The following is a 22,993-nucleotide window of genomic DNA, read 5'->3' as shown; positions in this document are numbered from 1 at the left end:
CTCGGCGGTATCTTAGTTTTGCGCCAACACAAACACCGCAGGCAGGTACAAAAATGAAAGCGATCCGCACATCCCTTACCGCTGCAACGCTTACAATGCTGGCGTCTTTTGCTATCGCCCAACAGGACGGTCAGATTGTCATCGCTGATGATGATGTCGGAGGTGTCTACGAGGGCACGTTCGAAAACGGGCTGCGCCATGGTACCGGCACTTACCGCCTGCCGAACGGTTTTGAATATTCCGGTCAATGGGTCGAGGGCGAGATTCAAGGACAAGGCACCGCGCGCTACGCCAATGGCTCTGTCTATGAAGGGACATTCACCAAGGGCCAACCAGAAGGGCGCGGCAAAATCGTCTATTCTGATGGCCAGTCCTATGAGGGCGAGTGGGCCAACGGCACGATAAACGGTACCGGTATCGCGACATATTCCAACGGCTCGCGATACGAGGGCGGCTTCAAGGACGCCAGATATCACGGTCACGGCGTGCTGACCGGCCCGGATGGCTCGGTTTATGAGGGCGACTGGGTAAACGGCCAGAAAACCGGCAGCGCCAAGATCACCTACGCCGATGGAAGTACCTATGAGGGCGACTTGAATGGCGGGCAACGGCATGGTCAGGGCAGTCAGGTCTGGGTCGACGGCATGACTTATGCTGGGTCCTGGGCCAACGACCAGATGGCCGGAACAGGCCGTTTGGTTCAACCAAACGGAGATGTCTACGAAGGCGAAATGGTCGAAAATCGCCGACAGGGCAAAGGCAAGTCCATCTATGCCAACGGTGCGACCTATGAAGGCGACTATTCTGACGACCAGCGCCATGGTCAGGGCACCTACAAGGGCAGCGACGGGTTTGCGTACACAGGTGCCTGGCAAAAGGGCCAGATTGAGGGCCTGGGCGAGATGCTCTATCCCGATGGTTCGGTTTATATCGGCGACTTTCTGGATGACCTGCCTCATGGCAAGGGGCAAACGACATACCCCGACGGATCAGTTTACGACGGCAACTGGATCGCCGGGATTTTTGAGGGCACCGGCACGGCAACCTATCCCAACGGAACGGCTTATACGGGCCAGTTCAAAAACGCCCGCTTCGACGGCAAAGGTATTCTGACCTTTGCAAATGGCTATCGCTATGATGGCGATTGGGTAGACGGCGTCCGGCAGGGGAAGGGCAAGGCTACGTTTCCGGACGGGATCATTTACGAAGGCGATTTTCTGAATGGCAAGCGTCACGGCAAGGGAACACTGACCCGACCGGGCGGATACAGCTACACAGGCGACTGGGCCGACGGCAAGATCACTGGCTTTGGAACCGCCACCTATGAGACCGGGGATGTCTATGAGGGCAATTTCCTGGAAAACAAACGCCATGGTGACGGCACGATGCGTTTCGCAGGCGGCGAGGTTGAGACCGGCGTCTGGGAAAATGACACGCTGGCGACCGAGACAGAGATTGCGCCCGAAACACCCGCTTCGAGCGCCGAAACCCCTGAGCCCGACTCTACCCCCGACGCGCCCGCCCCTGACGCGACGGACCCGGATACAAACGACGGCTAAATCAGCCTTACCACGGCACGCGCTTGCCAGCCCAATCGTAAAAACTGCCCGAGTCAGCGGGGGTAAGTCCATTGATGACGGACAGCAGATTGGCTGCGGCCTCATTGGGTTCAACAGCCGGGTGGCGGGCAAGGTACTTTTCGGTAAAGGCCGTTTTGACTGTTCCGGGGTGCAAAGCGACACATATGGCCTGTTTGTGCGTGCGCGCCAATTCGATGGCAGCCGTATGTACTATCTGATTCACAGCCGCCTTGGCCGCACGATAACTGACCCACCCACCCAGCCGGTTGTCCCCGATTGAACCAACCCGGGCCGACAGCACGGCGATCACCGATCTGCGGTCGCGTGGCAGCAGGCGGTGCACGTGCTTCAACACCAAGGCCGGGCCAACTGCGTTCAGTGCAAACTGGTCCATCATCGCCTTCGCGGACAAGGTGCGCATAGATTTTTCCGGACCCATACCGTTAATCTCAAGCGCCCCTGAGGCTACCAGGATCAGATCAAACGGATCAGAAAGGGACGCCAGCATACGCTCTGCGCCATCCGGGTCGGTCAGGTCAAACCCATCCGTTGATCTGGCCAGTCGGGTGACTTTGACACCATCCGTTGTCAGGTGGTCATTCAAAGCGCGCCCGATACCGCCAGAAGCTCCGATGATTAATGCTGTTTTCATGCTCGAGAAGTTAGCCGAAAGCTTCATCGCTTCAACTCCACCGTCATTTTTGTTCCCCCGTAAATTTCCCGCTTTTCATTCGCCGCGCGCCCTGTATAAGCTGATCCCCATGATCAACCGCGCAGATATCGCTTTTGCAAACGCCGCACCCAGCGGCGCGTTGCTGCGTGGTCTACTGATCCTAATCCGCCTCTGAGCGTGCCATCCGGCGCGCCCGCTCAGAGGAGGACGCCCGCGCGCCAAGAGGCTTTAGGACAGAAGAAGAAAGAGAACCCCATGACAAACGTGACCGACCAAGACCGCGTCGTGATCTTCGACACCACCTTGCGCGACGGCGAGCAGAGCCCCGGCGCGACCATGACCCACAACGAAAAGCTCGAAATTGCCGAGCTTCTGGATGAGATGGGCGTCGACATCATCGAAGCCGGATTCCCCATTGCATCGGAAGGCGACTTCAAAGCGGTGTCCGAGATTGCCGAGCGCTCGAAGAACAGCCGCATCTGTGGTCTGGCCCGCGCCAATTTCGCCGATATCGATCGGTGTTGGGAGGCGGTGAAACACGCCGAGAAGAACCGGATCCACACCTTTATCGGAACCTCTCCGCTGCACCGGGCGATACCAAATCTGACGCAAGACGAGATGGCCGACAAGATCCACGAAACGGTCAGCCACGCGCGCAACCTTTGCGAAAACGTGCAGTGGTCGCCGATGGATGCGACCCGGACCGAATGGGATTATCTGTGCCGTGTGATCGAGATTGCAATCAAGGCTGGCGCCACCACGATCAATATCCCCGATACTGTCGGTTATACTGCCCCGGTCGAGTCTGCAGATCTGATCAAGCGCCTGATCGAGACGGTTCCCGGCGCGGATGAGGTAATCTTTGCCACCCACTGCCACAACGACCTTGGCATGGCGACAGCGAACTCTCTGGCAGCGGTCGCAGGTGGTGCGCGTCAGATCGAATGCACCATAAACGGGTTGGGTGAACGCGCAGGCAACACCGCGCTGGAAGAAGTTGTGATGGCGTTGCGCACACGCAACGACATCATGCCGTGGCATACTGGCATCGACACCACCAAGATCATGCATATTTCACGCCGGGTCGCGACCGTGGCCGGATTTCCGGTGCAGTTCAACAAGGCCATCGTCGGCAAGAACGCTTTTGCCCATGAAAGCGGCATCCATCAGGATGGCATGCTGAAGAACCGCGAAAACTTCGAGATCATGCGCCCTGAAGACATTGGGCTCTCTGGCACCTCTTTGCCGCTGGGCAAGCATTCGGGCCGCGCTGCGCTGCGCGATAAGCTCGAAACGCTAGGGTATGAGGTTGGTGACAACCAGCTCAAAGACATTTTTGTGCGCTTCAAGGATCTGGCCGACCGCAAGAAAGAAGTCTTTGACGATGACCTCATCGCGTTAATGAGCGTCGACGACGAAGCGGACGATCACCTGCAACTGGTGTCGATGAAAGTGACCTGCGGTACCGGAGGTCAGGCCGAAGCGACGGTCGAACTGGAGGTAGAGGGTGCAGACAGGATCGCCACGGAAAACGGTGACGGCCCAGTCGACGCAACCTTCCGGGCGATCCGGGCGATCTATCCCAACACTGCGCGGCTGCAACTGTATCAGGTGCATGCGGTAACCGAAGGCACGGACGCGCAAGCCACGGTTTCGGTCCGTCTGGAAGAGGATGGTATGATCGCCACCGGTCAGTCTGCAAATACAGATACGGTGGTTGCGTCGGCCAAAGCCTATATCCACGCGCTGAACCGCCTGATCATGCGTCGTGAAAAGGCTGGTCCGGGAGCAGATACACGCGAGATCAGCTACAAAGACCTGACCTGATTGAAGGGTAAGGCGAATGGCTCCCGCGCCCGCGGCGGCCCGGCTTCGCCGACCCTTCTTGGGTTTTGGGCCCGGCAGCGCGCCACTAGCGCGCTGCCGGGCCCAACGCGTTTGTCGGCATCTTTGATGCGGGCAAACAGGACGGGAGCTTTCCCTGTGTAATTCTTGCTTATCAAAGCTGAGCGAACAGCTCCGACAAGCGGCGCGTTTCGTCTTCGATCCCGAAGGGTGCATTCAACATGAACATACCTGATCCGACCATGCGATGACCTTCCCGCGCCGGAGGGAACGTCACCTCATGGCAAATCGTTTTGGGATATCCAGCGGATTTCAGAGACGAAATCATAGCCTTGTGACGTGCATCCGTCAGGATTGGATACCAAAGTGCGATCACACCCACATTCCATTTGCGGTGCAGCTTCGCGATCACCCCAGGCAAACGGTCATACTCGGCTTTCACTTCATAACTGGGATCGATCAGCATCATGCCCCGCCTCGGGGTCGGAGGCAGCAACGATTGGGCCAACTCAAACCCATCCTGCCGATAAACCTTCGCCCCGAAAGGAGACAGCGCCAGTGAAAGTGCCGTATGTTCCTGCGGATGCAGCTCGGCGAAATGCAGGCTATCCTGTTTTCGCAGCAGGTTGGCCGCAATCAGAGGTGAACCGGGATACGCTTGCACGCCGTGACTGGCCTGTATGGTATCCAGCACCCGCGCCATTGGATGATCGGAATCAAACCAACCTTCGCGCCTGACGCGCCCGATCCCGGCGACAGCTTCACCCGTTCGAACCGCCTCAGCCGCGTCAAGGTGATATAGTCCACGCCCGGAGTGCGTTTCGATATAGCTGAGGGGTTTGTCCTTTTGGGTCAAATAACGCAGCGTCCACGCCAATAAAGCGTGCTTTTGCACATCAGCCAGATTTCCAGCGTGGTAAATGTGTTGATATGAGAGCATTATGCCTTCTAAAGTCCCCATCAATAAGGCGGAAAGGTGCTGACTGTCGCGGAATCAGCCCTTTAACCGGGCGAGTTGGCACCCTATAAGGCATCCGTCCCGGAACCGTCGAGTCGCGGGCAGTGGAAATTCTGACAAACGGGATCAGGGAAATATGGGCATCTTTGGCAATCTGGGCGGCCTGTTCACAGCGGACATGGCTATCGACCTTGGAACAGCGAACACGCTGGTTTATGTCAAAGGGCGCGGAGTGATCCTGTCTGAGCCCTCGGTCGTTGCCTACCACGTCAAGGATGGGGTCAAGAAAGTCCTTGCTGTTGGCGAGGACGCCAAGCTGATGTTGGGCCGGACCCCGGGCTCCATTGAAGCCATCCGTCCGATGCGCGAGGGTGTCATCGCGGACTTCGACACCGCCGAAGAGATGATCAAGCATTTTATCCGCAAGGTGCATAAACGCTCGACATTCTCGAAACCCAAGATCATCGTTTGCGTCCCTCATGGCGCAACCCCGGTTGAAAAACGCGCAATCCGCCAGTCGGTTCTGTCCGCAGGCGCGCGCCGCGCGGGCCTGATTGCCGAACCAATTGCGGCTGCGATTGGCGCGGGGATGCCGATAACCGATCCGACCGGCAACATGGTTGTCGATATCGGCGGCGGTACCACCGAGGTCGCGGTTCTGTCGCTGGGCGATATCGTCTATGCCCGCTCGGTCCGCGTTGGTGGCGACCGGATGGATGAGGCGATCATCTCGTACCTGCGGCGTCAACAGAACCTGCTGGTGGGTGAATCAACTGCGGAACGGATCAAGACCACCATCGGTACCGCACGGATGCCAGACGATGGGCGTGGCCAGTCGATGCATATTCGCGGGCGCGACTTGTTAAATGGTGTACCGAAGGAAATCGAGATCAGCCAGGCTCAGGTGGCCGAAGCGCTGTCTGAACCCGTGCAGCAGATTTGCGAGGCGGTAATGACAGCTCTGGAAACCACGCCGCCCGATCTGGCTGCCGATATCGTGGACCGGGGTGTTATGCTGACTGGAGGCGGAGCTTTGCTAGGTGACCTTGACCTTGCTCTGCGCGAACAGACCGGTCTGGCCGTGTCGATTGCCGATGAAAGCCTGAATTGTGTGGCTTTGGGCACGGGCAAAGCACTCGAATACGAAAAACAACTGCGCCACGCGATTGACTACGAAAGCTAAGGCGCGCACCCTGATCGGGTGAGAACTCGGGCACGAGCAGCACGGGAAGGTAACCTGTGGCAAAGGACCGATCACAGCGCGATGAATACACGACACCCCTGCGCCGATTGCTTCTGGGGATCGTTGTTCTGTGCCTGCTTGGTATTTTCCTCGTCTGGCGCATTGACAGCCCGCGCGTTGAACGGTTCCGCGCGCAGGTGGTGGACACGGTTGTCCCCTCGATGGAGTGGGCGATGGTTCCGGTCACTGCGCTGGTGAACCTGTCTCGTGATTTCCAAAGCTATCAGCGGCTGAGCGAGCAGAACCAGGAATTGCGCAGCGAGCTGCGCCTGATGCGCGCCTGGAAAGAGGCCGCGCTGCAGCTGGAACAGGAAAACGCCCGACTGCTGGATCTCAACAACGTACGGCTCGATCCGCGCCTGACCTATGTCACAGGAGTTGTGATGGCCGATAGCGGCTCACCCTTCAGGCAATCTGTGCTGTTGAACGTAGGCGAGCGTGACGGGATAGTGGATGGCTGGGCCACGATGGATGGGATCGGCGTGGTCGGACGTATTTCGGGCGTGGGCCCCGATACCGCCCGCGTAATTCTGATGACCGATGCCTCAAGCGCGATCCCGGCGACAATCCAACCTTCGGGGCAGACAGCGCTGATCGCAGGAGACAATACTTCAGCCCCTGCGGTGGAGTTTCTGGAAAACCGGGAACTCGTGCGCCCTGGTGACCGGGTTGTCACGTCGGGCGATGGCGGTGTGTTCCCCGGTGGCTTGCTGATCGGTCAAATTACGGTTGATCCCGGTGGCAGGTTGCGCGTGCGGCTGTCGGCAGATTTCGAGCGGCTCGAGTTTCTGCGCGTACTACGCTATCAGTCGGCCCCACCGATCACGGAATCCGGTGATATCGTCGGCCCCCGTCAACCCGAAGCATCCTTGACTCCATCCGAGGTCAATGATGGATAGGTCGGTCTCAGATCTGTGGGCCAAGCGCGGTCTCTATGTCGCTCTGGCGGTGTTTGTGGTGTTTCTGCACCTGTTGCCGCTGGATACAAAACCTGATCGCCTGCCCTTTCCTGACATACTGATCGCTCTTACCTACGCATGGGTGCTGCGGCGGCCGGAATATATTCCGATCCTGATCATTGCCATGGTCATGTTCATGGCCGATTTGCTGTTGCAACGCCCACCCGGGTTGCTTGCTGCGTTAGTGGTTCTGGGTGCAGCCTATCTTCATTCCACTGCAGCTGGCATGAAAGACAGCGGGTTTGTGGGCGAATGGGCAACCGTCGGGGCCGTGATCACGGTTGTGTTTGTGCTCAATCGACTCATTCTTGCTATCCTCTCGGTGCAACAGGCAACTCTGGGACCGGTAGTGGTGCAAGTTATTCTGACAATCGCAATCTATCCTGTGATGGTTTTGATGAGCCAAACTGTGTTTGGCGTTAGGCGCAAATCTGTTGCCGACAGCACGATGCCACGGGTGCGGCCATGAAGCAGCGCAGACCAAAGCCCAAGGGCCTTGCTTACAAACGTTTGCCGCGCCGCGCCTTGATCCTCGGTGGGCTACAAGCGGCCTTTATCGGGGGGCTGGCAGCCCGGATGCGGTTCATGCAGGTGGATCAAGCGGATGAATACCGTCTGCTGGCCGAAGAAAACCGGATCAACATCCGTCTGATCCCACCAACCCGGGGCCGGATATATGACCGGAACGGGCAGATCATAGGATTAAACTCTCAGTCCTATCGCATCGTCATCGTGCGCGAGGATGCAGGCGATATCGACAAGGTTATCGCCAAGCTTTCGGAACTGATCCCATTGACCGAGGATGAGATCGAACGTGCCAAAACCGAGATGCGTCGATCGGCCCCGTTTCTGCCGGTCACGCTGGCCGATCAAGTAACGTGGGAGGATATCTCGAAAGTCGCGGTCAATGCCCCCGCACTGCCTGGTGTCACGCCCGAGGTCGGCATGACGCGCCAGTATCCGCGCTATGAAGATTTCGCCCATGTGGTCGGCTATGTCGGCCCGGTCAGCGACTATGATCTGAGCCAGATTGAAGACCCCGAGCCGGTACTGCGCATCCCACGGTTCCAGATCGGCAAGGTCGGACTGGAAGCCAAGCAAGAGATCACATTGCGCGGCAAGGCGGGGGCCAAGCGGGTTGAGGTCAACGCCACAGGCCGGGTGATGCGCGAGTTGGACCGCCAGATCGGCGAAGCCGGGGCTGACTTGCAATTGTCAGTCGACGCCAATCTGCAGCAATACGCGCAGGCGCGATTGGCTGGGGAAAGCGCCGCCGCGGTCGTGATCGACTGCGAAACCGGCGACATCCGCGCCATCAGTTCCGCGCCCAGCTTCGATCCGAACCTGTTCGTGCGTGGTATCTCGGTGGCGGACTACCAGATGCTGACGCAGGACAAGTATCGGCCACTCGCCAATAAGACAGTGCAGGGCACCTACCCTCCTGGATCGACTTTCAAAATGATCACCGCCATGGCCGCGCTCGAAGCCGGGGTGATCAGCCCTTCCAGCACGGTGTACTGTCCGGGTCACATGAAAGTGGGCAGCCGCCGCTTTCACTGCTGGAAACGCGGCGGGCACGGGACGGTTGACCTTGAAACCTCGCTGAAGCGCAGTTGCGACGTCTACTATTACGACGTGGCAATACGTGTCGGGATCGACAGGATTTCCGAGATGGCACGCACCTTCGGACTGGGTATCAAACATGACATTCCGATGTCTGCCGTTGCCGCCGGGCTTGCCCCCAATCAGGAATGGAAGCAGCGGGTTCACGGACAGGACTGGCTGGTAGGCGACACCGCAAACGCGTCGATCGGTCAGGGGTTCATGCTTGCCTCACCGCTTCAATTGGCCGTGATGACCGCGCGTTTGGCGACAGGTCGCGCCGTGCAACCACGCCTTGTTCGATCAATCAATGGGGTTGAGCAGCCCTCGGGCGCGGGTGAACCGCTGCAGGTGAACCGCAACAACCTTGAGCAAGTGCGCAAAGCCATGTTCACAGTCTCGAATAACAGGCGTGGCACCGCGTATCGCAGTCGCATCATCGCCGATGAGTTCCGCATGGCGGGCAAAACCGGCACTAGTCAGGTGCGCAATATTACCAAGGCAGAACGCGCCGCAGGTGTAATCCGAAACGAAGACCTGCCATGGGAGCGTCGAGACCACGCCCTGTTCGTCAGCTTCGCCCCCTATGACAATCCGAAATACGCTGTGGCTGTGGTGGTAGAACACGGCGGCGGCGGCTCCAAAGCCGCGGCCCCAGTGGCGCGCGATATCATGCTGCAGGCACTCTACGATGGCACGCCACCGCTCGAGGCGTATCCGGCCGGAGATCGAGAACGCATAAAGGAACAACAGAAACGGCTAGAGGGTGACCGTCGCCCCAAAGCGCGTCCTGACGAGAAGGACCGCGCATGAGCTATCTTGAATATGCCGTCAAATCCACGCCGTCGGGGTTTCGCAAGTTCCTTTATATGAACTGGCCGCTCACCCTGTTGCTGATCAGCGTGGCAAGCGCGGGGTTCCTGATGCTCTACTCGGTCGCGGGTGGATCCTGGATGCCGTGGGCGGAACCGCAAATGGAACGGTTCGGTCTGGGCTTGGCAGCCATGTTTATCATTGCGCTGGTGCCCATCTGGTTCTGGCGGAACATGTCGGTTGTGGCCTATCTGGGCGCGATCGGTCTACTGATCGTGGTCGAACTGTTTGGAACGATCGGCATGGGGGCGCAGCGCTGGATTGATCTGGGCTTCATGCGGCTGCAACCCTCAGAAGTAATGAAAGTGGCGTTGGTGATGGTGCTGGCCGCTTATTACGACTGGCTGCCGGCGCACAAAACCTCGCGCCCGCTCTGGGTGATTATCCCGGTCATTCTGATCCTGATCCCGACATTCATGGTGCTGCGCCAGCCCGACCTAGGCACATCGATCCTGTTATTGGCTGCTGGTGGTGGTCTGATGTTCCTTGCCGGGGTGCATTGGGCCTATTTCGCTGCCGTGATTGCAGCGGGGGTTGGCCTGATTGCTGCGGTGTTCAACAGCCGAGGGACTGAATGGCAGTTGCTCAAAGATTACCAGTTCCGACGCATCGATACGTTTCTGGATCCTTCAACCGATCCGTTGGGAGCGGGATATCACATCACGCAATCGAAGATCGCTCTGGGTTCGGGGGGCTGGAATGGGCGCGGTTTCATGCAGGGAACGCAATCACGTCTTAACTTCCTGCCCGAAAAACACACCGATTTCATCTTCACCACCTTGGCCGAAGAGTTCGGCTTTGTCGGCGGCATCACACTGTTGATCCTTTACGGTCTGATCCTGATCTTCTGCATGGTCACGGCGCTGTCGACCAAGGATCGTTTCTCGTCTCTGGTGACACTTGGGATCGCGCTGAATTTCTTCCTGTTCTTTGCCGTCAATATGTCGATGGTGATGGGGCTGGCCCCAGTGGTCGGAGTACCGCTGCCGATGGTCAGTTATGGCGGCTCGGCCATGCTGGTCCTGATGGCCGCCTTTGGCATCGTTCAAAGCGCCCATATACATCGTCCCCGCTGAAAGGTTTCCCATGCCCGTGAATGTCCTGTTTTCCGCGCGCCCTGAGTTGTGGCCTGAGTATGAAGCTCTGATGCATCTATACTTGTCGGACGCAGGGCTAGATTTTCATCTGGCCACGGACATCCCTGCAGATCAGGTCGACTACATCGTTTACGCCCCGAACGGAGGGGTACAGGATTTCACCCCCTTTACACGGCTCAAGGCGGTGCTGAGCCTCTGGGCGGGGGTTGAGAAAATCTCGGGCAATGAAACCTTGACCGTTCCGCTGGCGCGTATGGTTGACGGGGGTTTAACGCAAGGCATGACGGAATGGGTGGTGGGCCATGTGCTGCGCTATCACCTTGGGATGGACCAACACATTACGCTACAGGATGGGGTCTGGACACCTGATGCGCCACCACTGGCCCAGCAACGCACCGTCTGCATCTTGGGTTTGGGCGCATTGGGTGAAGCATCGGCCCACGCGTTGGCAGCGTTGAATTTCCATGTCATCGGTTGGAGCCGTACCGCCAAGACTATTCCCGGCGTGACCTGTCTGCATGGTAAGAACGGGCTGCGCGATGCGCTGTCCCAGGTCGAGATAGTGGTTTTGCTGCTGCCAGATACTCCGGCGACCGAAAACACGCTCAACGCCGAAACACTGGCGCTGTTGCCGGAAGGGGCCAAGATCATCAACCCGGGTCGCGGGCCGCTTATCGATGATGAGGCCCTGCTGGCCGCGCTGAATTCAGGGCAGGTCGGGCACGCCACGCTGGATGTCTTCCGCACCGAACCCCTGCCGACCGAGCATCCCTATTGGGCACATCCCAATGTGACGGTGACGCCGCATATCGCCTCGGAAACTAGACCTGTTACCGCAGCTCAGGTGATCTGCGAGAACATTCGCCGAGGTGAAGCGGGTGAACCCTTTCTCCACCTCGTCGACCGAAAGCTTGGGTACTAGGCCGCGATCAGCCCGCGGCCTTTCAGCAAGGCTTCGACGCCAGGCAGACGTCCACGGAAGGCCAGATACAGCTCTTCCGCCTCGCGGGATCCGCCAGTTGACAGGATGTGTTCCTCCAGTGCCTTGGCGCGTTCGGGATCAAACGCACCGTCTGCTTCTTCAAAGGCCGCAAAGGCGTCGGCATCCATGACTTCGGACCACATATAACTGTAGTAACCTGCGCTATAACCGTCGCCCGCAAAGACATGGGCGAAATGCGGGGTGGCGTGGCGCATTCCAATGGCCCGAGGCATGCCGATTTCGGCCAGCACCTCGGCCTGTTTCTCCATCGGATCAGCGGGGGCAGCCCCCTCATGAAACGCCAGATCGACCAGGGCCGAGGCGACATATTCCACCGTCTGGAACCCCTGATCGAAATTGGCGGCCTGTAGCACCTTCTGCAACATCTCTTGCGGCATCGGTGCGCCGGTTTCGGCGTGGGTCGCGAACTCGGCCAGTACATCAGGCACTTCCAGCCAGTGTTCGTAAAGCTGGCTGGGCAGTTCAACGAAATCACGCGCCACCGAGGTGCCCGAGATGCTCTCATAGGTCACATTGGACAGCATCTGGTGCAGGGCATGGCCGAACTCGTGAAACAACGTTCGGGCGTCATCATAGGACAAAAGCGCTGGTTCACCTTTGGCAAAGTTACAGACGTTGATCACGACCGGAGCCTGTTCTTTCGGGTATTTCGCCTGCCCGCGCATTGCGCTGCACCATGCACCCGACCGTTTCGATCCGCGTGCAAAGTAGTCACCGATGAACACCGCAATATGCTGCCCGTCACGGGACACCTCCCATGCACGGCAATCGGGATGATAGAGCGGCACATCAAGCGGCGCGAACTCCAGCCCGAACAGCCGTGTGGCGCAGGCGAAAGACGCCTCGATCATTCGGTCCAGTTGCAGGTACGGCTTCAGCGCCGCTTCATCGAGATCATGTTCGGCCTTGCGGCGTTTCTCGGCATAGTAGCGCCAATCCCACGCCTCCAGCGGGCCATTTACGCCATCCTCTTGCATCATTGCCGTCAGCACCTCGGCATCTGCGTCGGCGCGGGATTTGGCGGGCTCCCACACATCCAGCAGCAGCTCTCGCACGCGATCTGGTGTGCGGGCCATCTCGGTCTCAAGCTTGTAGGCGGCGAAGCTGGCATACCCCAGCAGCTTGGCGCGTTCTTCGCGCAGGCGCAGGATGTCCGCCGCAATCTCGCGGTTGTCGGTCTCACCTCCATTTGCCCCCCGTGCAGTCCACGCGCGATAAGCCTTTGCACGCAAATCCCGGCGGGGCGAGAATTGCAGAAAGGGCACGATAATCGACCGAGAAAGGGTTACCACCGGGCCATCCGCTCCCTTTTCCTGACCCGCTGCGCGCGCTGCATCGATAACAAAATCCGGCAAGCCTTGCAGGTCTTCTTCGGTCAAATCCATGAACCAGTCGCGTTCATCCGCCAGCAAGTTCTGCGTGAAGGACGTGCCCAGAGACGCCAAACGGGCCTTGATCTCTTGCATTCTCGCATCGTCGTCGCCGGTCAACGCCGCCCCCGCCCGCACGAACCCGCGATGAGACAGCATCAAAACGCGCGCCTGTTCATCGGTCAGGTCCAGATTATCGCGCCGGTCCCATAAATCCGCCACGCGCTTAAACAGTGCTTTGTTTGATGAGATGCGCGAGTAGTGTGCCGCCAGCTTGGGCGAAAATTCGCGTTGCAGTTCTTCACGCTTGGGGTTGCTGTCCGCACCTGCAACGGTGAAAAAGACCGACAGAACCTTATCCATCTGCTCGCCTGCAGCCTCCAGCGCTTCGATCGTATTGGCGAATGTGGGCGTGTCCGGGCTCGCTGCTATCGCCTCAATCTCGGCATCATGTGCGTGCATCGCCTGTTTCAGCGCGGGGGAAAAATCATCATCCGAGATTGTGTCAAACGGTGCGATTTCGAAAGGCGTGTTCCAGTCAGAAAGGATCGGATTGGTCATTGAGGTCTCCTTTGACCTCATAGCTAAGACCGTCCGTCGAAATGATCCAGAGCTAGCCGAAAATTTGAGCCCACCTTAATGAGATGCCCCGCAGATCGGGCAATCGGTGCGACGCGCCAGGGTGATCTTGCGGCTTTCGCCGTATAGCGCATCGTAGATCAACATCTCACCTCGCAATGCCTGCCCGGCGCCGGTGATCACCTTGATCGCCTCAACCGCCATCATCGAGCCGACCACACCCGGCAGTGGGCCGATTACTCCAGCTTCGGCGCAAGAAGGTGCAAGGCCGGCGGCAGGCGCTTCGGGGAAAATGCACTGATAGCACGGGCCGGTTGTGGCGGGATCGAACACACTCAGCTGCCCTTCCCATTGCGAAAGCGCCCCCGAGATCAGCGGTTTGCCCAACGCAACGGCCGTTCGGTTGGCCAGGTAGCGGGTATCGAAATTGTCAGTGCCGTCAAGGATCAAATCGAAATCAGCGAACAGATCTGTTGCAATCTCTTCGGTCAGACGGCGATGATAAGGCAAGACAATCACATTGGGATTCTGCGCCAACATAGACTGCTGGGCTGAAAACACCTTGGGCATACCGATATCAGCATCGCGGTGAATAACCTGCCGCTGCAGGTTCGCGTTCTCGACCTCGTCATCGTCGATTACGCCGATTGTTCCCACTCCGGCGGCAGCCAAATATTGCAGGGCGGGCGCGCCGAGCCCCCCCGCACCGATTACCAGCACGCGCGCCTGTTTCATTCGCTTTTGGCCGGGACCGCCCAGTTCACGCAGAACGATGTGGCGGGCATAGCGTTCAAGCTCGGTCTCGCTGAACTGTTCGGATGGCTTGGCGGGCTCCGACGTCTGGCCGGACGCGGCGCGATTTCGCAACGCCTTCAAACCCCGCCCATAAAGCAGCACCAGCACAGCCGCTCCAGCGAGGATCAGCCACATCGCTGCCGACCCACCGGTCGCCTGACGCAACGGGTTTCCCTCAGGCAGCAGAAGTTGAGCAATAATCACGCCCGTCAAGAGCGCGCCAACAGAAACCAGCCGCGCGCTGCGCGACACCCCGGCAATATAGCCGACACCCCAAAGCCCGGCGGCAAGGATCAGAACCAGCAGCATCAGCTGCGCCCGGTCGAGCCGAAGCCACCCGCGCCGCGATCAGTCTCGGTCAGAGCCTCAACGTCCTGGAACATGGCCTGCACCACCGGTGCGACGATCAGTTGCGCGATACGTTCGCCATGCGTAATCTCGAACGGTTCCTGACCCGCATTCATCACGATTACGCCCAATGGCCCGCGATAGTCGCTGTCGATTGTACCCGGAGTGTTGGGCAAGGTGATCCCGTGTTTCAAGGCAAGGCCCGATCGTGGACGTACCTGAACCTCGAACCCCTGCGGAATTTCGATCCTAAGGCCTGTCGGTATCAGCGCACGACGGCCAGGTTGAAGAATAACTGACGCACCATCCGGCAGATTGGCGCGCACATCCGCCCCGGCAGCACCCGCGGTTTCGTAGGAAGGCAATGGCACCAACGGGTCAGCCCCCTCCTCTCGGATCACGCGAATTGCCACCATACCTGTACCTCTTGTCTTTATGGCTGCTATCTGGTCAACGCGCCGGCGATCTTGGCTGCTAACCGCTTTGCCACATCATCCTTGCCCATTCGCGGCCATTCTTCGGCACCTTGCTCTGAGATCAGGATCACCGCATTCTCAGAACCGCCCATGATACCTGTCGCGGGGCTGACATCATTCGCAACGATCCAGTCACAGCCCTTGCGGGCACGTTTGGCCGTAGCATGTTCGATCACGTTGTCTGTTTCGGCGGCAAAACCCACCACCAAAACGGGCCTGCCACTTCCCATTCGCGCGATGCGCTTCAAAATGTCGGGATTCTCGGCAAACTCTAGCGCAGGCACCCCGTCGCGGCTTTTCTTCAGCTTCCGGTCCGAGGCACTGGATACCCGCCAATCGGCCACTGCAGCTGCAAATACCCCCGCATCCACCGGAAGCGCTGCGTCGACCGCATCCGACATTTGCAGCGCGGTCTCTACACGCACGACCTTCACGCCGTCTGGAGGAGGCACGTCAGCCGGACCCGTAATAAATGTAACATCGGCCCCCAATGCAGATAGCGCGCGTGCGACAGCTGTCCCCTGCGCGCCCGACGATCGGTTGGCGATGTATCGTACCGGATCAATTGGTTCATGTGTCGGACCCGATGTCACCAGAATACGTTTGCCAGCCAAAGGCCCATCCCCGAACTGCGCCTCGATCGCCGCGACAATTTCAAGTGGCTCCGACATGCGGCCCGGACCGTATTCACCGCAAGCCATATCGCCTTCGTTCGGGCCGACAAAACGCACGCCGTCTGCTTCCAGTTGCGCATGGTTACGCCGGGTTGCGGGATGCTCCCACATGCGGACATTCATCGCAGGCGCACACAGAACCGGCGTATCGGTCGCCATCAAAAGGGTCGAGGCCAGATCATTAGCCAACCCGCCTGCCATCTTACCCATCAGATCGGCCGTTGCCGGAGCAACCACGATCAGATCAGCCGAACGGGAAAGCTGAATATGACCCATCTCAGCTTCATCGGTCAGATCAAAGAGATCTCGATAGACCTTTTCACCGGCCAGGGCAGACACGGATAACGGAGTTACGAATTCTTCGGCAGCACGCGTCAAAACCGGCGTGACCGCAGCACCACGTTCCCGCAACCGCCGGATCAGGTCCAGCGACTTGTAGGCCGCAATCCCACCGCCGATAATCAGCAGAATACGTTTCGATGACAGCATGGCTCGCCCTTCCCGTCCCGGTCGGCCCTGACATTAGGCAACGCTGGCGGGCAGTTCCAGCAGTTAATTCTGCACCTCAAAGGCTTTGCAGGGGTCTTCTCGCTCGGCCGTGGGGCTATCGATAACAGCATCAAAATCCCCGCTCACGACCCCATCTTCGGATTGTCCAAGCACAAAGACCTTCAAACCGGGGCGCAGTCGCGACAGAAAAGTCGGAATTCCGCGATCCTTACGGGCATGGCCATTGCCAGTGATGACCGCGACAGGCCCACCAGTTTCATCGGTGGCGCGCAGAATGGCTCGGGTCAACACAGCGTCCCTCAGACGTTGAATGGCGACCATCTGCGGTAGAACTTCAGCGGGCAATGCGTCGCAATGTGCCGCCAGTTGATCAGCCTCGCGTGCGGCTTGATCTTCATCCGACAGGGGTACAGTCAATCCATATCTGGCCGCATCAGCCCCCAACGCTGTGGCCGCCCCGCGTTCCATAGCAGCGCGGGCCGCTTCACGCGGAACCATCGCGCCATACACCGGCACATCCGCGGCCTGAAAAATGGGGTAGTACATTCTAAGAGGCGGCCAGCCGGATTCTGCCCAGCGCAGAATTCGGGACAGCTCCTCGGGATTGGTTGCCGCTTTTTGAGCCAACCGCTGAGCACCTTCTTCGGTCACCATCTCCCAGACAACCGCCGTGGGCGTGATTGCTTCAACTGCTTCGGCTTGGACCAGATGATGCTGAGGGTTGTCATGTATCTCGCCCAGAATGACGACATCCGCGGCCCGCATGTCGGCCAACACGTCCTGAGGGATAAATTCAGCAGCTCGAACCGTTTGAGGCAAAGTGGCGAGCAACACAAAAGCTGTAAGAATCGCAAGAGGTTTCATGCGAAGAAGTGTTGCACCTCGCGCGATTGCGCTTCAAGGTTCTTGCGCATCTTTGTGAACGCTGCCGCCTCGAGCTGGCGCACACGCTCTTTCGACAGGCCAAGCTCTTTCCCAAGACTTTCCAGCGTCCGGGCAGGCTCACGCAGTTTTCTTTCGCGAACGATAAACCGCTCGCGATCGTTCAAAGCTTGCATCGCCGCCACCAGCCATTCGCGCAGTTGCTGGTTGTCGTGGCTGTTCTCTACTACCTCGGCGGCTTGTTCGCTGTCATCTTCCAGCGCATCAATCCACTCGCGCCCGTCCTCATCTGCAGACTGCACCGCATTCAGCGAGAAATCGGACCCTGCCAGACGGCCTTCCATCATCTCGACATCACGCAGCGGGACTCCGATTTCGGCGGCAATCTTCTGATGCAACTGATGGCGATCCAGCTCCAGCCCCTCAGTCGCGGCTTCGCGCTCCAGACGCGCCTGTACCCGACGCATGTTGAAGAACAGCGATTTCTGGGAAGAGGTCGAACCAGTGCGCACCATCGACCAATTGCGCATCACGTAATCCTGAATGCTGGCCTTGATCCACCACACTGCATACGTTGAAAACCGCACACCCCGATCCGGATCGAACTTGTCGGCGGCTTTCATCAAGCCCAGTCCCGCCTCCTGAATCAGATCATTCATCGGCGCGCCGTAGCGTTTGAATTTCGCCGCCATTGATATCGCCAGCCGCATATAAGCTGTAATGAGGCGATGCAGCGCCTGCTCATCGCGTTCGTCGCGCCAGGCATAGGCCAGTTTCAATTCAGTCTCCGCATCCAGCAGCTCGGCCTTCATTGCCTGCCGGGACATCGAAAAATCATGTGCGTTGTCGAGTGCCATGCAATTCTCCCCTTTTATCACAGGCGATGGGCCGGGCTTGCCTTGCCGACTTGTGGTCGATACGCAGGACAAAACCGGGTGGATCACCAGAAAGGTAATAAAAGTGCATGCCGATTTAACCTTTATCCTAGGCGGCGCTGCATCCGGAAAATCTGCTTTTGCGGAGCAACTTGCTGTTTCAACTGGGAAAAGTCGCGTTTACCTTGCGACATCACAAGTGTTTGATGACGAGATGCGCCTAAAAATCAGGCAACATATTGCACAACGCGGCAGCGGGTGGACGACGATCGAAGCGCCATTTGATCTATCGCCGGAACTCGCCAAGCTGACAAATGATCAGATTTGCCTGATCGATTGTGCAACCATGTGGCTGACAAATCACCTGCTGGCAGAGAATAACCTAGAGGAAGCACAGGCCGGGCTGCTTGAGGCGATGAAGACCTGTACCGCCCAGATCGTCGTGGTATCAAACGAAGTCGGCCACGGGATCGTCCCCGACAACGCGCTTTCCCGCCGGTTTCGCGAGGCTCAGGGACGGCTGAACATCGCTCTGGCTGCGCAGGCAGATCGGGTGGTGCAGGTTACGGCCGGGCTGCCGCTGGTTCTCAAAGGGCAACCCCTATGACGCGCCTGCATTTGGTACGGCACGGCCCCACCCATGCTAAAACTATGGTAGGCTGGTCCGACCTTCCTGCCGACTTGAGTGATGAGGCCGCGATTGCACGGCTTGATGCGCATCTGCCTTCCAATGCCGTCGTAATCTCATCAGACTTGTCACGCGCCAGCGATACGGCCAGCGCCATTCAAGGCACGCGCCTCCGCCTTCCGCACCACCGCGATCTGCGCGAAATCAATTTCGGCAACTGGGAGATGCGCCCCTTCGCCGAGATCGAGGCGGAAGACCCCGAGCTTTGCTTTGCCTACTGGGATAATCCGGGCGAGGCCAGGCCTCCAAACGGGGAAAGCTGGAATGAGGTCCGCGCGCGTGTCGATAGGGTCGTCGACACCCTGATCGCGGCCCATACCGGATGTGACCTAGTCCTAGTCGCCCATTTCGGAGTGATCCTGACTCAGGTCCAACGCGCTCTGGACGTGGACGCCCAACACGCGTTTGGTCACCGCATCGACAACCTGTCCGTCACCGAGATCACGCGCCATAACGATGGTTGGACTGTAGGTCGGATTAATCACCGACCGTGATAAGGTTGCGCACAAATCTCTGATTTACCGACGCGTCTCTGTCCGACATCGTTGCCGCATGACATATGATCTCTTTATCGGTGACCGGTTGTTCTCGAGCTGGTCCATGCGCGGATGGCTGATGCTTGAGAAATTCGGCCTGCCATACCGCACCCACATGATTGGCCTTTATTCCGGCACAATGGCGGCGGATATGGAACCACTGGCCCCGGCGCGCCTTGTTCCTGCGCTGCGTCTACCAGATGGAACCGTGGTCGGCGAAAGCCTCGCGATGGCAGAGACATTGGCCGAACGCCACCCCGAAGCAGGGCTTTGGCCGCCAGACCCCGCCGCGCGCGCCACAGCCCGGTGGCTTTGTGCTGAAATGGTTGCCGGTTTCACAGCGCTGCGGGGGCAATGCCCCATGCAGTTGAAACGTTGCTGGGAAGGGTTCAAACCTTCACCTGAAACGATGACTGATTTGCAGCGGATCGAAACCCTCTGGGCCCATGCACGGAAGGTCTCTGGCGCCGCGTCGGGCCCGCTGTTTGGTGCCTATTCTCTGGCTGATATTTTCTACACGCCGGTCGCTGCGCGGATTGTCGGCTATGGCCTGCCCGTGTCCGAGGTCAATCGTGCATACTGCATGCACCTGCTCTCTGATATCGCAGTTCGGCAATGGCGCGCCATGGGCATGACGGTCGCGTATGAGCCCTTCCCGTATCCGCAAGACCTTCCCGCACACAGTTGGCCAATTGGCGGGGGTTCAGGGGCATTGGCAGTCAGCACAGGCCCCTCGGTCAACACAGCCTGCCCCTATTCCGGCAAGCCTGTACAAGACTATCTGGAACTCGATGGCAAGATTTGGGGCTTTTGTAATCCGTTTTGCCGAGACAAGACCATTGCCGACCCTGAGGCGTGGCCGAAATTTACGGCGATGGTTGCTGACGTTAACGATTCTTAAACTGCAGCCATGGCAGCAACGTCCTGTTAACCAAGAACAGGATTGCCATGGTCGCCCGCGCCCACACCGTTGCCTTTCAAGGGGTCGATGCCCGCCCGGTCGAGGTGCAATGCGCCGTCTCACCGGGCCTTCCGGCCTTTTCCATCGTGGGATTGCCGGACAAGGCAGTCTCCGAAGCACGGGACCGTGTTCGTAGTGCGCTAAGTTCGATGGCGATCGCGCTGCCGTCGAAACGGATCACGATTAACCTTTCGCCTGCAGATCTGCCCAAAGAGGGCAGCCATTTCGACCTGCCTATCGCCGTCGCTTTGTTGACTGCGTTGGAAATCATTCCAGCGGATGCTGCCGAGGGCGCTGTCGCGTTGGGCGAGTTGTCTTTGGATGGTTCTCTGGTACCCGTCGTCGGCGCGCTGCCCGCAGCCATGACAGCAGCCGCCGATGATCGCAGCTTGCTTTGTCCCAGCGCCTCTAGCGCCGAAGCCGCGTGGGTGGATGCCACGCAGGTAATCGGAGCGGGCTCGTTGGGGGATGTGGTGCGGCACTTTACCGGTCAGTCTGCGCTGCCCGCTGCGACACCGGGCGAAGTGAAACTATCACCCAACGCACGGGACCTGCGGGACGTGAAGGGGCAAGAGCGCGCCAAACGCGCCTTGGAAATCGCCGCAGCCGGGCGGCATCATTTGATCATGATCGGGACACCGGGTTCCGGCAAATCCATGCTGGCGGCGCGTCTGCCGAGTATTTTGCCGCCTCTGAGCCCGGTCGAAGCTTTAGAGACATCGATGATCCAGTCGCTTTGCGGCTTACTGGACGAAGGTGGCATCAGCCGCGCCAGACCGTTTCGCGAGCCGCACCATACCGCTTCGATGGCCGCGATCGTGGGCGGTGGCAAAGGCGCTAAACCCGGTGAGATTTCACTGGCGCATAACGGCGTCCTGTTCATGGACGAGTTTCCCGAATTTCCGCGCACAGTTTTGGAAACCCTGCGCCAACCTATTGAAACCGGAGAGGTAATGGTCGCCCGCGCCAACGCCCATTTGAAATACCCATGCCGCTTTATGCTGGTAGCCGCCGCGAACCCGTGCAAATGCGGATACCTGACGGACCCATCCCGCGCCTGTTCACGCGCGCCGGTCTGTGGTGAGGATTACTTGGGGCGTATCTCAGGGCCGTTGATGGACCGGTTCGATTTGCGCATCGAAGTCCCTCCGGTCGGATTTACCGATCTCGATCTGCCGCCTACCGGCGACAGCTCTGCGACCGTCGCAGAGCGGGTCGAAGCGGCGCGCGCCATACAAGCAGATCGCTTTCGCGACACGCCAAATACCCGTCAAAACGCAGATGTGGAAGGCAATGTGCTGGAAGAAATCGCCGCCCCTGATGCCCAGGGCAAAGAACTATTACTGAAAGCCGCGGAACGCTTTGGCCTGTCGGCCCGCGCCTTTCACCGCATCCTACGCGTGGCCCGCACCATTGCCGACCTCGAAGGTGAGCCGGATGTGCGCCGCCCCCATGTCGCCGAGGCGCTGAGCTTTCGCATCAGCGCCAAAGCAGGAGCTTAAAGTTTCGCCTCAATCGCTTGCCAGATTTTCTCGGCGATGTTCACGCCATTGAATCGCTCAAGCTCCTGAATACCAGTGGGTGAGGTCACGTTGATCTCGGTCAGGTAGTCGCCAATTACATCGATCCCCACAAAGATCTGACCACGTTCCTTCAATAACGGTCCAATCGCAGCGCAGATTTCCATATCTCGCTCGGACAGGCCGATTTTCTCGGGGCGCCCGCCCACATGCATGTTCGAGCGGGTCTCGCCCTCAGCTGGAACCCGGTTGATGGCGCCCACCGGCTCACCATCGACAAGTATGACCCGCTTGTCGCCATTGCGCACATCGGGCAGGAATTTCTGCGCGATCAGAGGCTCACGAGAAAAGCCGGTGAACAGCTCATGTAGCGATGTCAGGTTGCGGTCATTCGCATCAAGACGGAATACGCCAGCACCTCCGTTGCCGTAAAGCGGCTTGAGGATGATATCGCCATGCTTTTCCTTGAACGCCTTGATGGTTCGCAAATCCCGCGCAATCGCGGTGGGCGGAGTCAGTTCTGGGAAATCCAGAACCAGCAGCTTTTCGGGATAGTTTCGCACCCAAAACGGATCGTTAACCACCAGGGCCTGCCCCTTTAGCCGGTCAAGCAAATGGGTCGAGGTGATGTAGTGCATGTCAAACGGGGGGTCTTGGCGCAGCCAGACGACATCAAATTCAGCAAGGTCCACTTCACACTCAGGGCCCAACACTGCCGGGTTGCCAGCGACTCGTTGCACCGTCATGTCATGGCCGCGCGCCGTGATCTTGCCTTCCTGGTAAGCGAGTTGATCCGGGCCATAAAAAAACAGCTGGTGGCCGCGCGCCTGAGCCTCTTCTGCCAGACGGAAAGAGCTGTCGGCGTTGATATCCACGGCCCCGATTGGGTCCATCTGAAAGGCGATCTTCATGGTGTATCCCTCAATTCCACGCTCGATACATGGCG

22 protein-coding genes are annotated in these 22,993 nt (G+C 58.8%); 13 read left to right on the top strand and 9 right to left on the bottom strand.

The window, feature by feature from the left end:
• Positions 1–53 precede the first annotated feature (53 nt).
• Complete coding sequence (locus tag I5192_RS01255; RefSeq protein ID WP_223117566.1) at positions 54–1,559, top strand: MORN repeat-containing protein; 1,506 nt, start codon at positions 54–56, stop codon at positions 1,557–1,559.
• 7 nt (positions 1,560–1,566) lie between these two features.
• Here I5192_RS01255 and I5192_RS01250 read toward each other — a convergent pair whose 3' ends face one another.
• A complete protein-coding gene (locus I5192_RS01250) occupies positions 1,567–2,232 on the bottom strand; it encodes an SDR family NAD(P)-dependent oxidoreductase (protein ID WP_170395904.1) in 666 nt (221 codons plus the stop codon).
• Between I5192_RS01250 and I5192_RS01245 the strand changes: the two genes are divergently transcribed.
• Together I5192_RS01245 and I5192_RS01240 are read left to right on the top strand one after the other, a co-directional pair.
• Positions 2,213–2,428 carry a hypothetical protein gene (locus tag I5192_RS01245; RefSeq protein ID WP_170395902.1) on the top strand — a complete coding sequence of 72 codons (216 nt, stop codon included), beginning with the start codon at positions 2,213–2,215 and terminating at the stop codon, positions 2,426–2,428. The two genes, I5192_RS01250 and I5192_RS01245, sit on opposite strands and share 20 nt — an antisense overlap.
• An 80-nt stretch (positions 2,429–2,508) precedes the next feature.
• Complete coding sequence (locus tag I5192_RS01240) at positions 2,509–4,080, top strand: 2-isopropylmalate synthase (protein WP_170395900.1); 1,572 nt, start codon at positions 2,509–2,511, stop codon at positions 4,078–4,080.
• Positions 4,081–4,252: 172 nt separating this feature from the next.
• On the opposite strand, the gene I5192_RS01235 is transcribed toward I5192_RS01240, so the two are convergent.
• Complete coding sequence (locus I5192_RS01235; protein ID WP_170612941.1) at positions 4,253–5,038, bottom strand: 23S rRNA (adenine(2030)-N(6))-methyltransferase RlmJ; 786 nt, start codon at positions 5,036–5,038, stop codon at positions 4,253–4,255.
• 154 nt (positions 5,039–5,192) lie between these two features.
• On the opposite strand from I5192_RS01235, the gene I5192_RS01230 reads away from it, so the two are divergent.
• The 6 genes from I5192_RS01230 to I5192_RS01205 are packed head-to-tail and all read left to right on the top strand — an operon-like array spanning position 5,193 to position 11,752.
• On the top strand, positions 5,193–6,239 hold the full coding sequence (locus tag I5192_RS01230; protein ID WP_039523195.1) for a rod shape-determining protein: 1,047 nt from the start codon (positions 5,193–5,195) through the stop codon (positions 6,237–6,239).
• A 56-nt stretch (positions 6,240–6,295) separates the two neighbouring features.
• Positions 6,296–7,198, top strand: coding sequence for a rod shape-determining protein MreC (gene mreC / locus I5192_RS01225; protein ID WP_170408296.1), 903 nt, complete (start codon positions 6,296–6,298; stop codon positions 7,196–7,198).
• Positions 7,191–7,727 carry a rod shape-determining protein MreD gene (locus I5192_RS01220; RefSeq protein WP_170597301.1) on the top strand — a complete coding sequence of 179 codons (537 nt, stop codon included), beginning with the start codon at positions 7,191–7,193 and terminating at the stop codon, positions 7,725–7,727. The genes mreC and I5192_RS01220 overlap by 8 nt, the downstream gene beginning before the upstream one ends.
• Positions 7,724–9,673, top strand: a complete 1,950-nt coding sequence (mrdA, locus tag I5192_RS01215; protein WP_223117565.1) for a penicillin-binding protein 2 — start codon at positions 7,724–7,726, stop codon at positions 9,671–9,673. The genes I5192_RS01220 and mrdA overlap by 4 nt, the downstream gene beginning before the upstream one ends.
• A complete protein-coding gene (rodA, locus tag I5192_RS01210; protein WP_170395892.1) occupies positions 9,670–10,809 on the top strand; it encodes a rod shape-determining protein RodA in 1,140 nt (379 codons plus the stop codon). The genes mrdA and rodA overlap by 4 nt, the downstream gene beginning before the upstream one ends.
• A gap of 10 nt (positions 10,810–10,819) precedes the next feature.
• On the top strand, positions 10,820–11,752 hold the full coding sequence (locus I5192_RS01205) for a glyoxylate/hydroxypyruvate reductase A (RefSeq protein WP_223117564.1): 933 nt from the start codon (positions 10,820–10,822) through the stop codon (positions 11,750–11,752).
• On the opposite strand, the gene I5192_RS01200 is transcribed toward I5192_RS01205, so the two are convergent.
• The 6 genes from I5192_RS01200 to I5192_RS01175 form a co-directional block, all read right to left on the bottom strand.
• Positions 11,749–13,764: a M3 family metallopeptidase gene (locus I5192_RS01200; RefSeq protein ID WP_223117563.1), complete on the bottom strand. Its 2,016-nt coding sequence runs from the start codon at positions 13,762–13,764 to the stop codon at positions 11,749–11,751. The genes I5192_RS01205 and I5192_RS01200 overlap by 4 nt on opposite strands.
• Positions 13,765–13,839: 75 nt before the next feature.
• Complete coding sequence (locus I5192_RS01195) at positions 13,840–14,886, bottom strand: molybdopterin-synthase adenylyltransferase MoeB (RefSeq protein ID WP_223117562.1); 1,047 nt, start codon at positions 14,884–14,886, stop codon at positions 13,840–13,842.
• Entirely contained in the window at positions 14,886–15,341 is a 456-nt protein-coding gene (gene dut, locus I5192_RS01190) for a dUTP diphosphatase (RefSeq protein WP_170818616.1), read from the bottom strand. Before dut ends, I5192_RS01195 begins: the two co-directional genes overlap by 1 nt.
• A 26-nt stretch (positions 15,342–15,367) precedes the next feature.
• The gene (gene coaBC, locus I5192_RS01185) at positions 15,368–16,564 is read right to left on the bottom strand and encodes a bifunctional phosphopantothenoylcysteine decarboxylase/phosphopantothenate--cysteine ligase CoaBC (RefSeq protein ID WP_170733600.1); all 1,197 of its coding nucleotides are present in this window, start codon (positions 16,562–16,564) and stop codon (positions 15,368–15,370) included.
• A gap of 63 nt (positions 16,565–16,627) precedes the next feature.
• Positions 16,628–17,449: a ChaN family lipoprotein gene (locus I5192_RS01180; RefSeq protein WP_223117561.1), complete on the bottom strand. Its 822-nt coding sequence runs from the start codon at positions 17,447–17,449 to the stop codon at positions 16,628–16,630.
• The gene (locus I5192_RS01175) at positions 17,446–18,324 is read right to left on the bottom strand and encodes an RNA polymerase factor sigma-32 (protein ID WP_170423772.1); all 879 of its coding nucleotides are present in this window, start codon (positions 18,322–18,324) and stop codon (positions 17,446–17,448) included. Before I5192_RS01175 ends, I5192_RS01180 begins: the two co-directional genes overlap by 4 nt.
• 103 nt (positions 18,325–18,427) lie before the next feature.
• Here I5192_RS01175 and cobU point away from each other — a divergent pair, with 103 nt between their 5' ends.
• The 4 genes from cobU to I5192_RS01155 are packed head-to-tail and all read left to right on the top strand — an operon-like array spanning position 18,428 to position 22,029.
• Positions 18,428–18,949, top strand: a complete 522-nt coding sequence (gene cobU, locus I5192_RS01170; RefSeq protein WP_223118247.1) for a bifunctional adenosylcobinamide kinase/adenosylcobinamide-phosphate guanylyltransferase — start codon at positions 18,428–18,430, stop codon at positions 18,947–18,949.
• On the top strand, positions 18,946–19,524 hold the full coding sequence (locus I5192_RS01165; protein ID WP_223117560.1) for a histidine phosphatase family protein: 579 nt from the start codon (positions 18,946–18,948) through the stop codon (positions 19,522–19,524). Before cobU ends, I5192_RS01165 begins: the two co-directional genes overlap by 4 nt.
• Before the next feature lie 58 nt (positions 19,525–19,582).
• Positions 19,583–20,467 (top strand): glutathione S-transferase, encoded by an 885-nt coding sequence (locus I5192_RS01160; RefSeq protein WP_223117559.1) that lies wholly within the window; start codon positions 19,583–19,585, stop codon positions 20,465–20,467.
• A gap of 47 nt (positions 20,468–20,514) precedes the next feature.
• Positions 20,515–22,029: a YifB family Mg chelatase-like AAA ATPase gene (locus tag I5192_RS01155; RefSeq protein ID WP_170408308.1), complete on the top strand. Its 1,515-nt coding sequence runs from the start codon at positions 20,515–20,517 to the stop codon at positions 22,027–22,029.
• Here the strand turns inward: I5192_RS01155 and gshB are convergent.
• Entirely contained in the window at positions 22,026–22,958 is a 933-nt protein-coding gene (gshB, locus tag I5192_RS01150; protein ID WP_170513002.1) for a glutathione synthase, read from the bottom strand. The two genes, I5192_RS01155 and gshB, sit on opposite strands and share 4 nt — an antisense overlap.
• Between the last annotated feature and the right edge of the window lie 35 nt (positions 22,959–22,993).

This window comes from Ruegeria sp. SCSIO 43209, from assembly GCF_019904295.1.
Classification (GTDB): domain Bacteria; phylum Pseudomonadota; class Alphaproteobacteria; order Rhodobacterales; family Rhodobacteraceae; genus Ruegeria.
The sequence above is the reverse complement of the archived record's forward strand: the minus strand, read 5'-3'. Positions and strand labels throughout refer to the sequence as shown.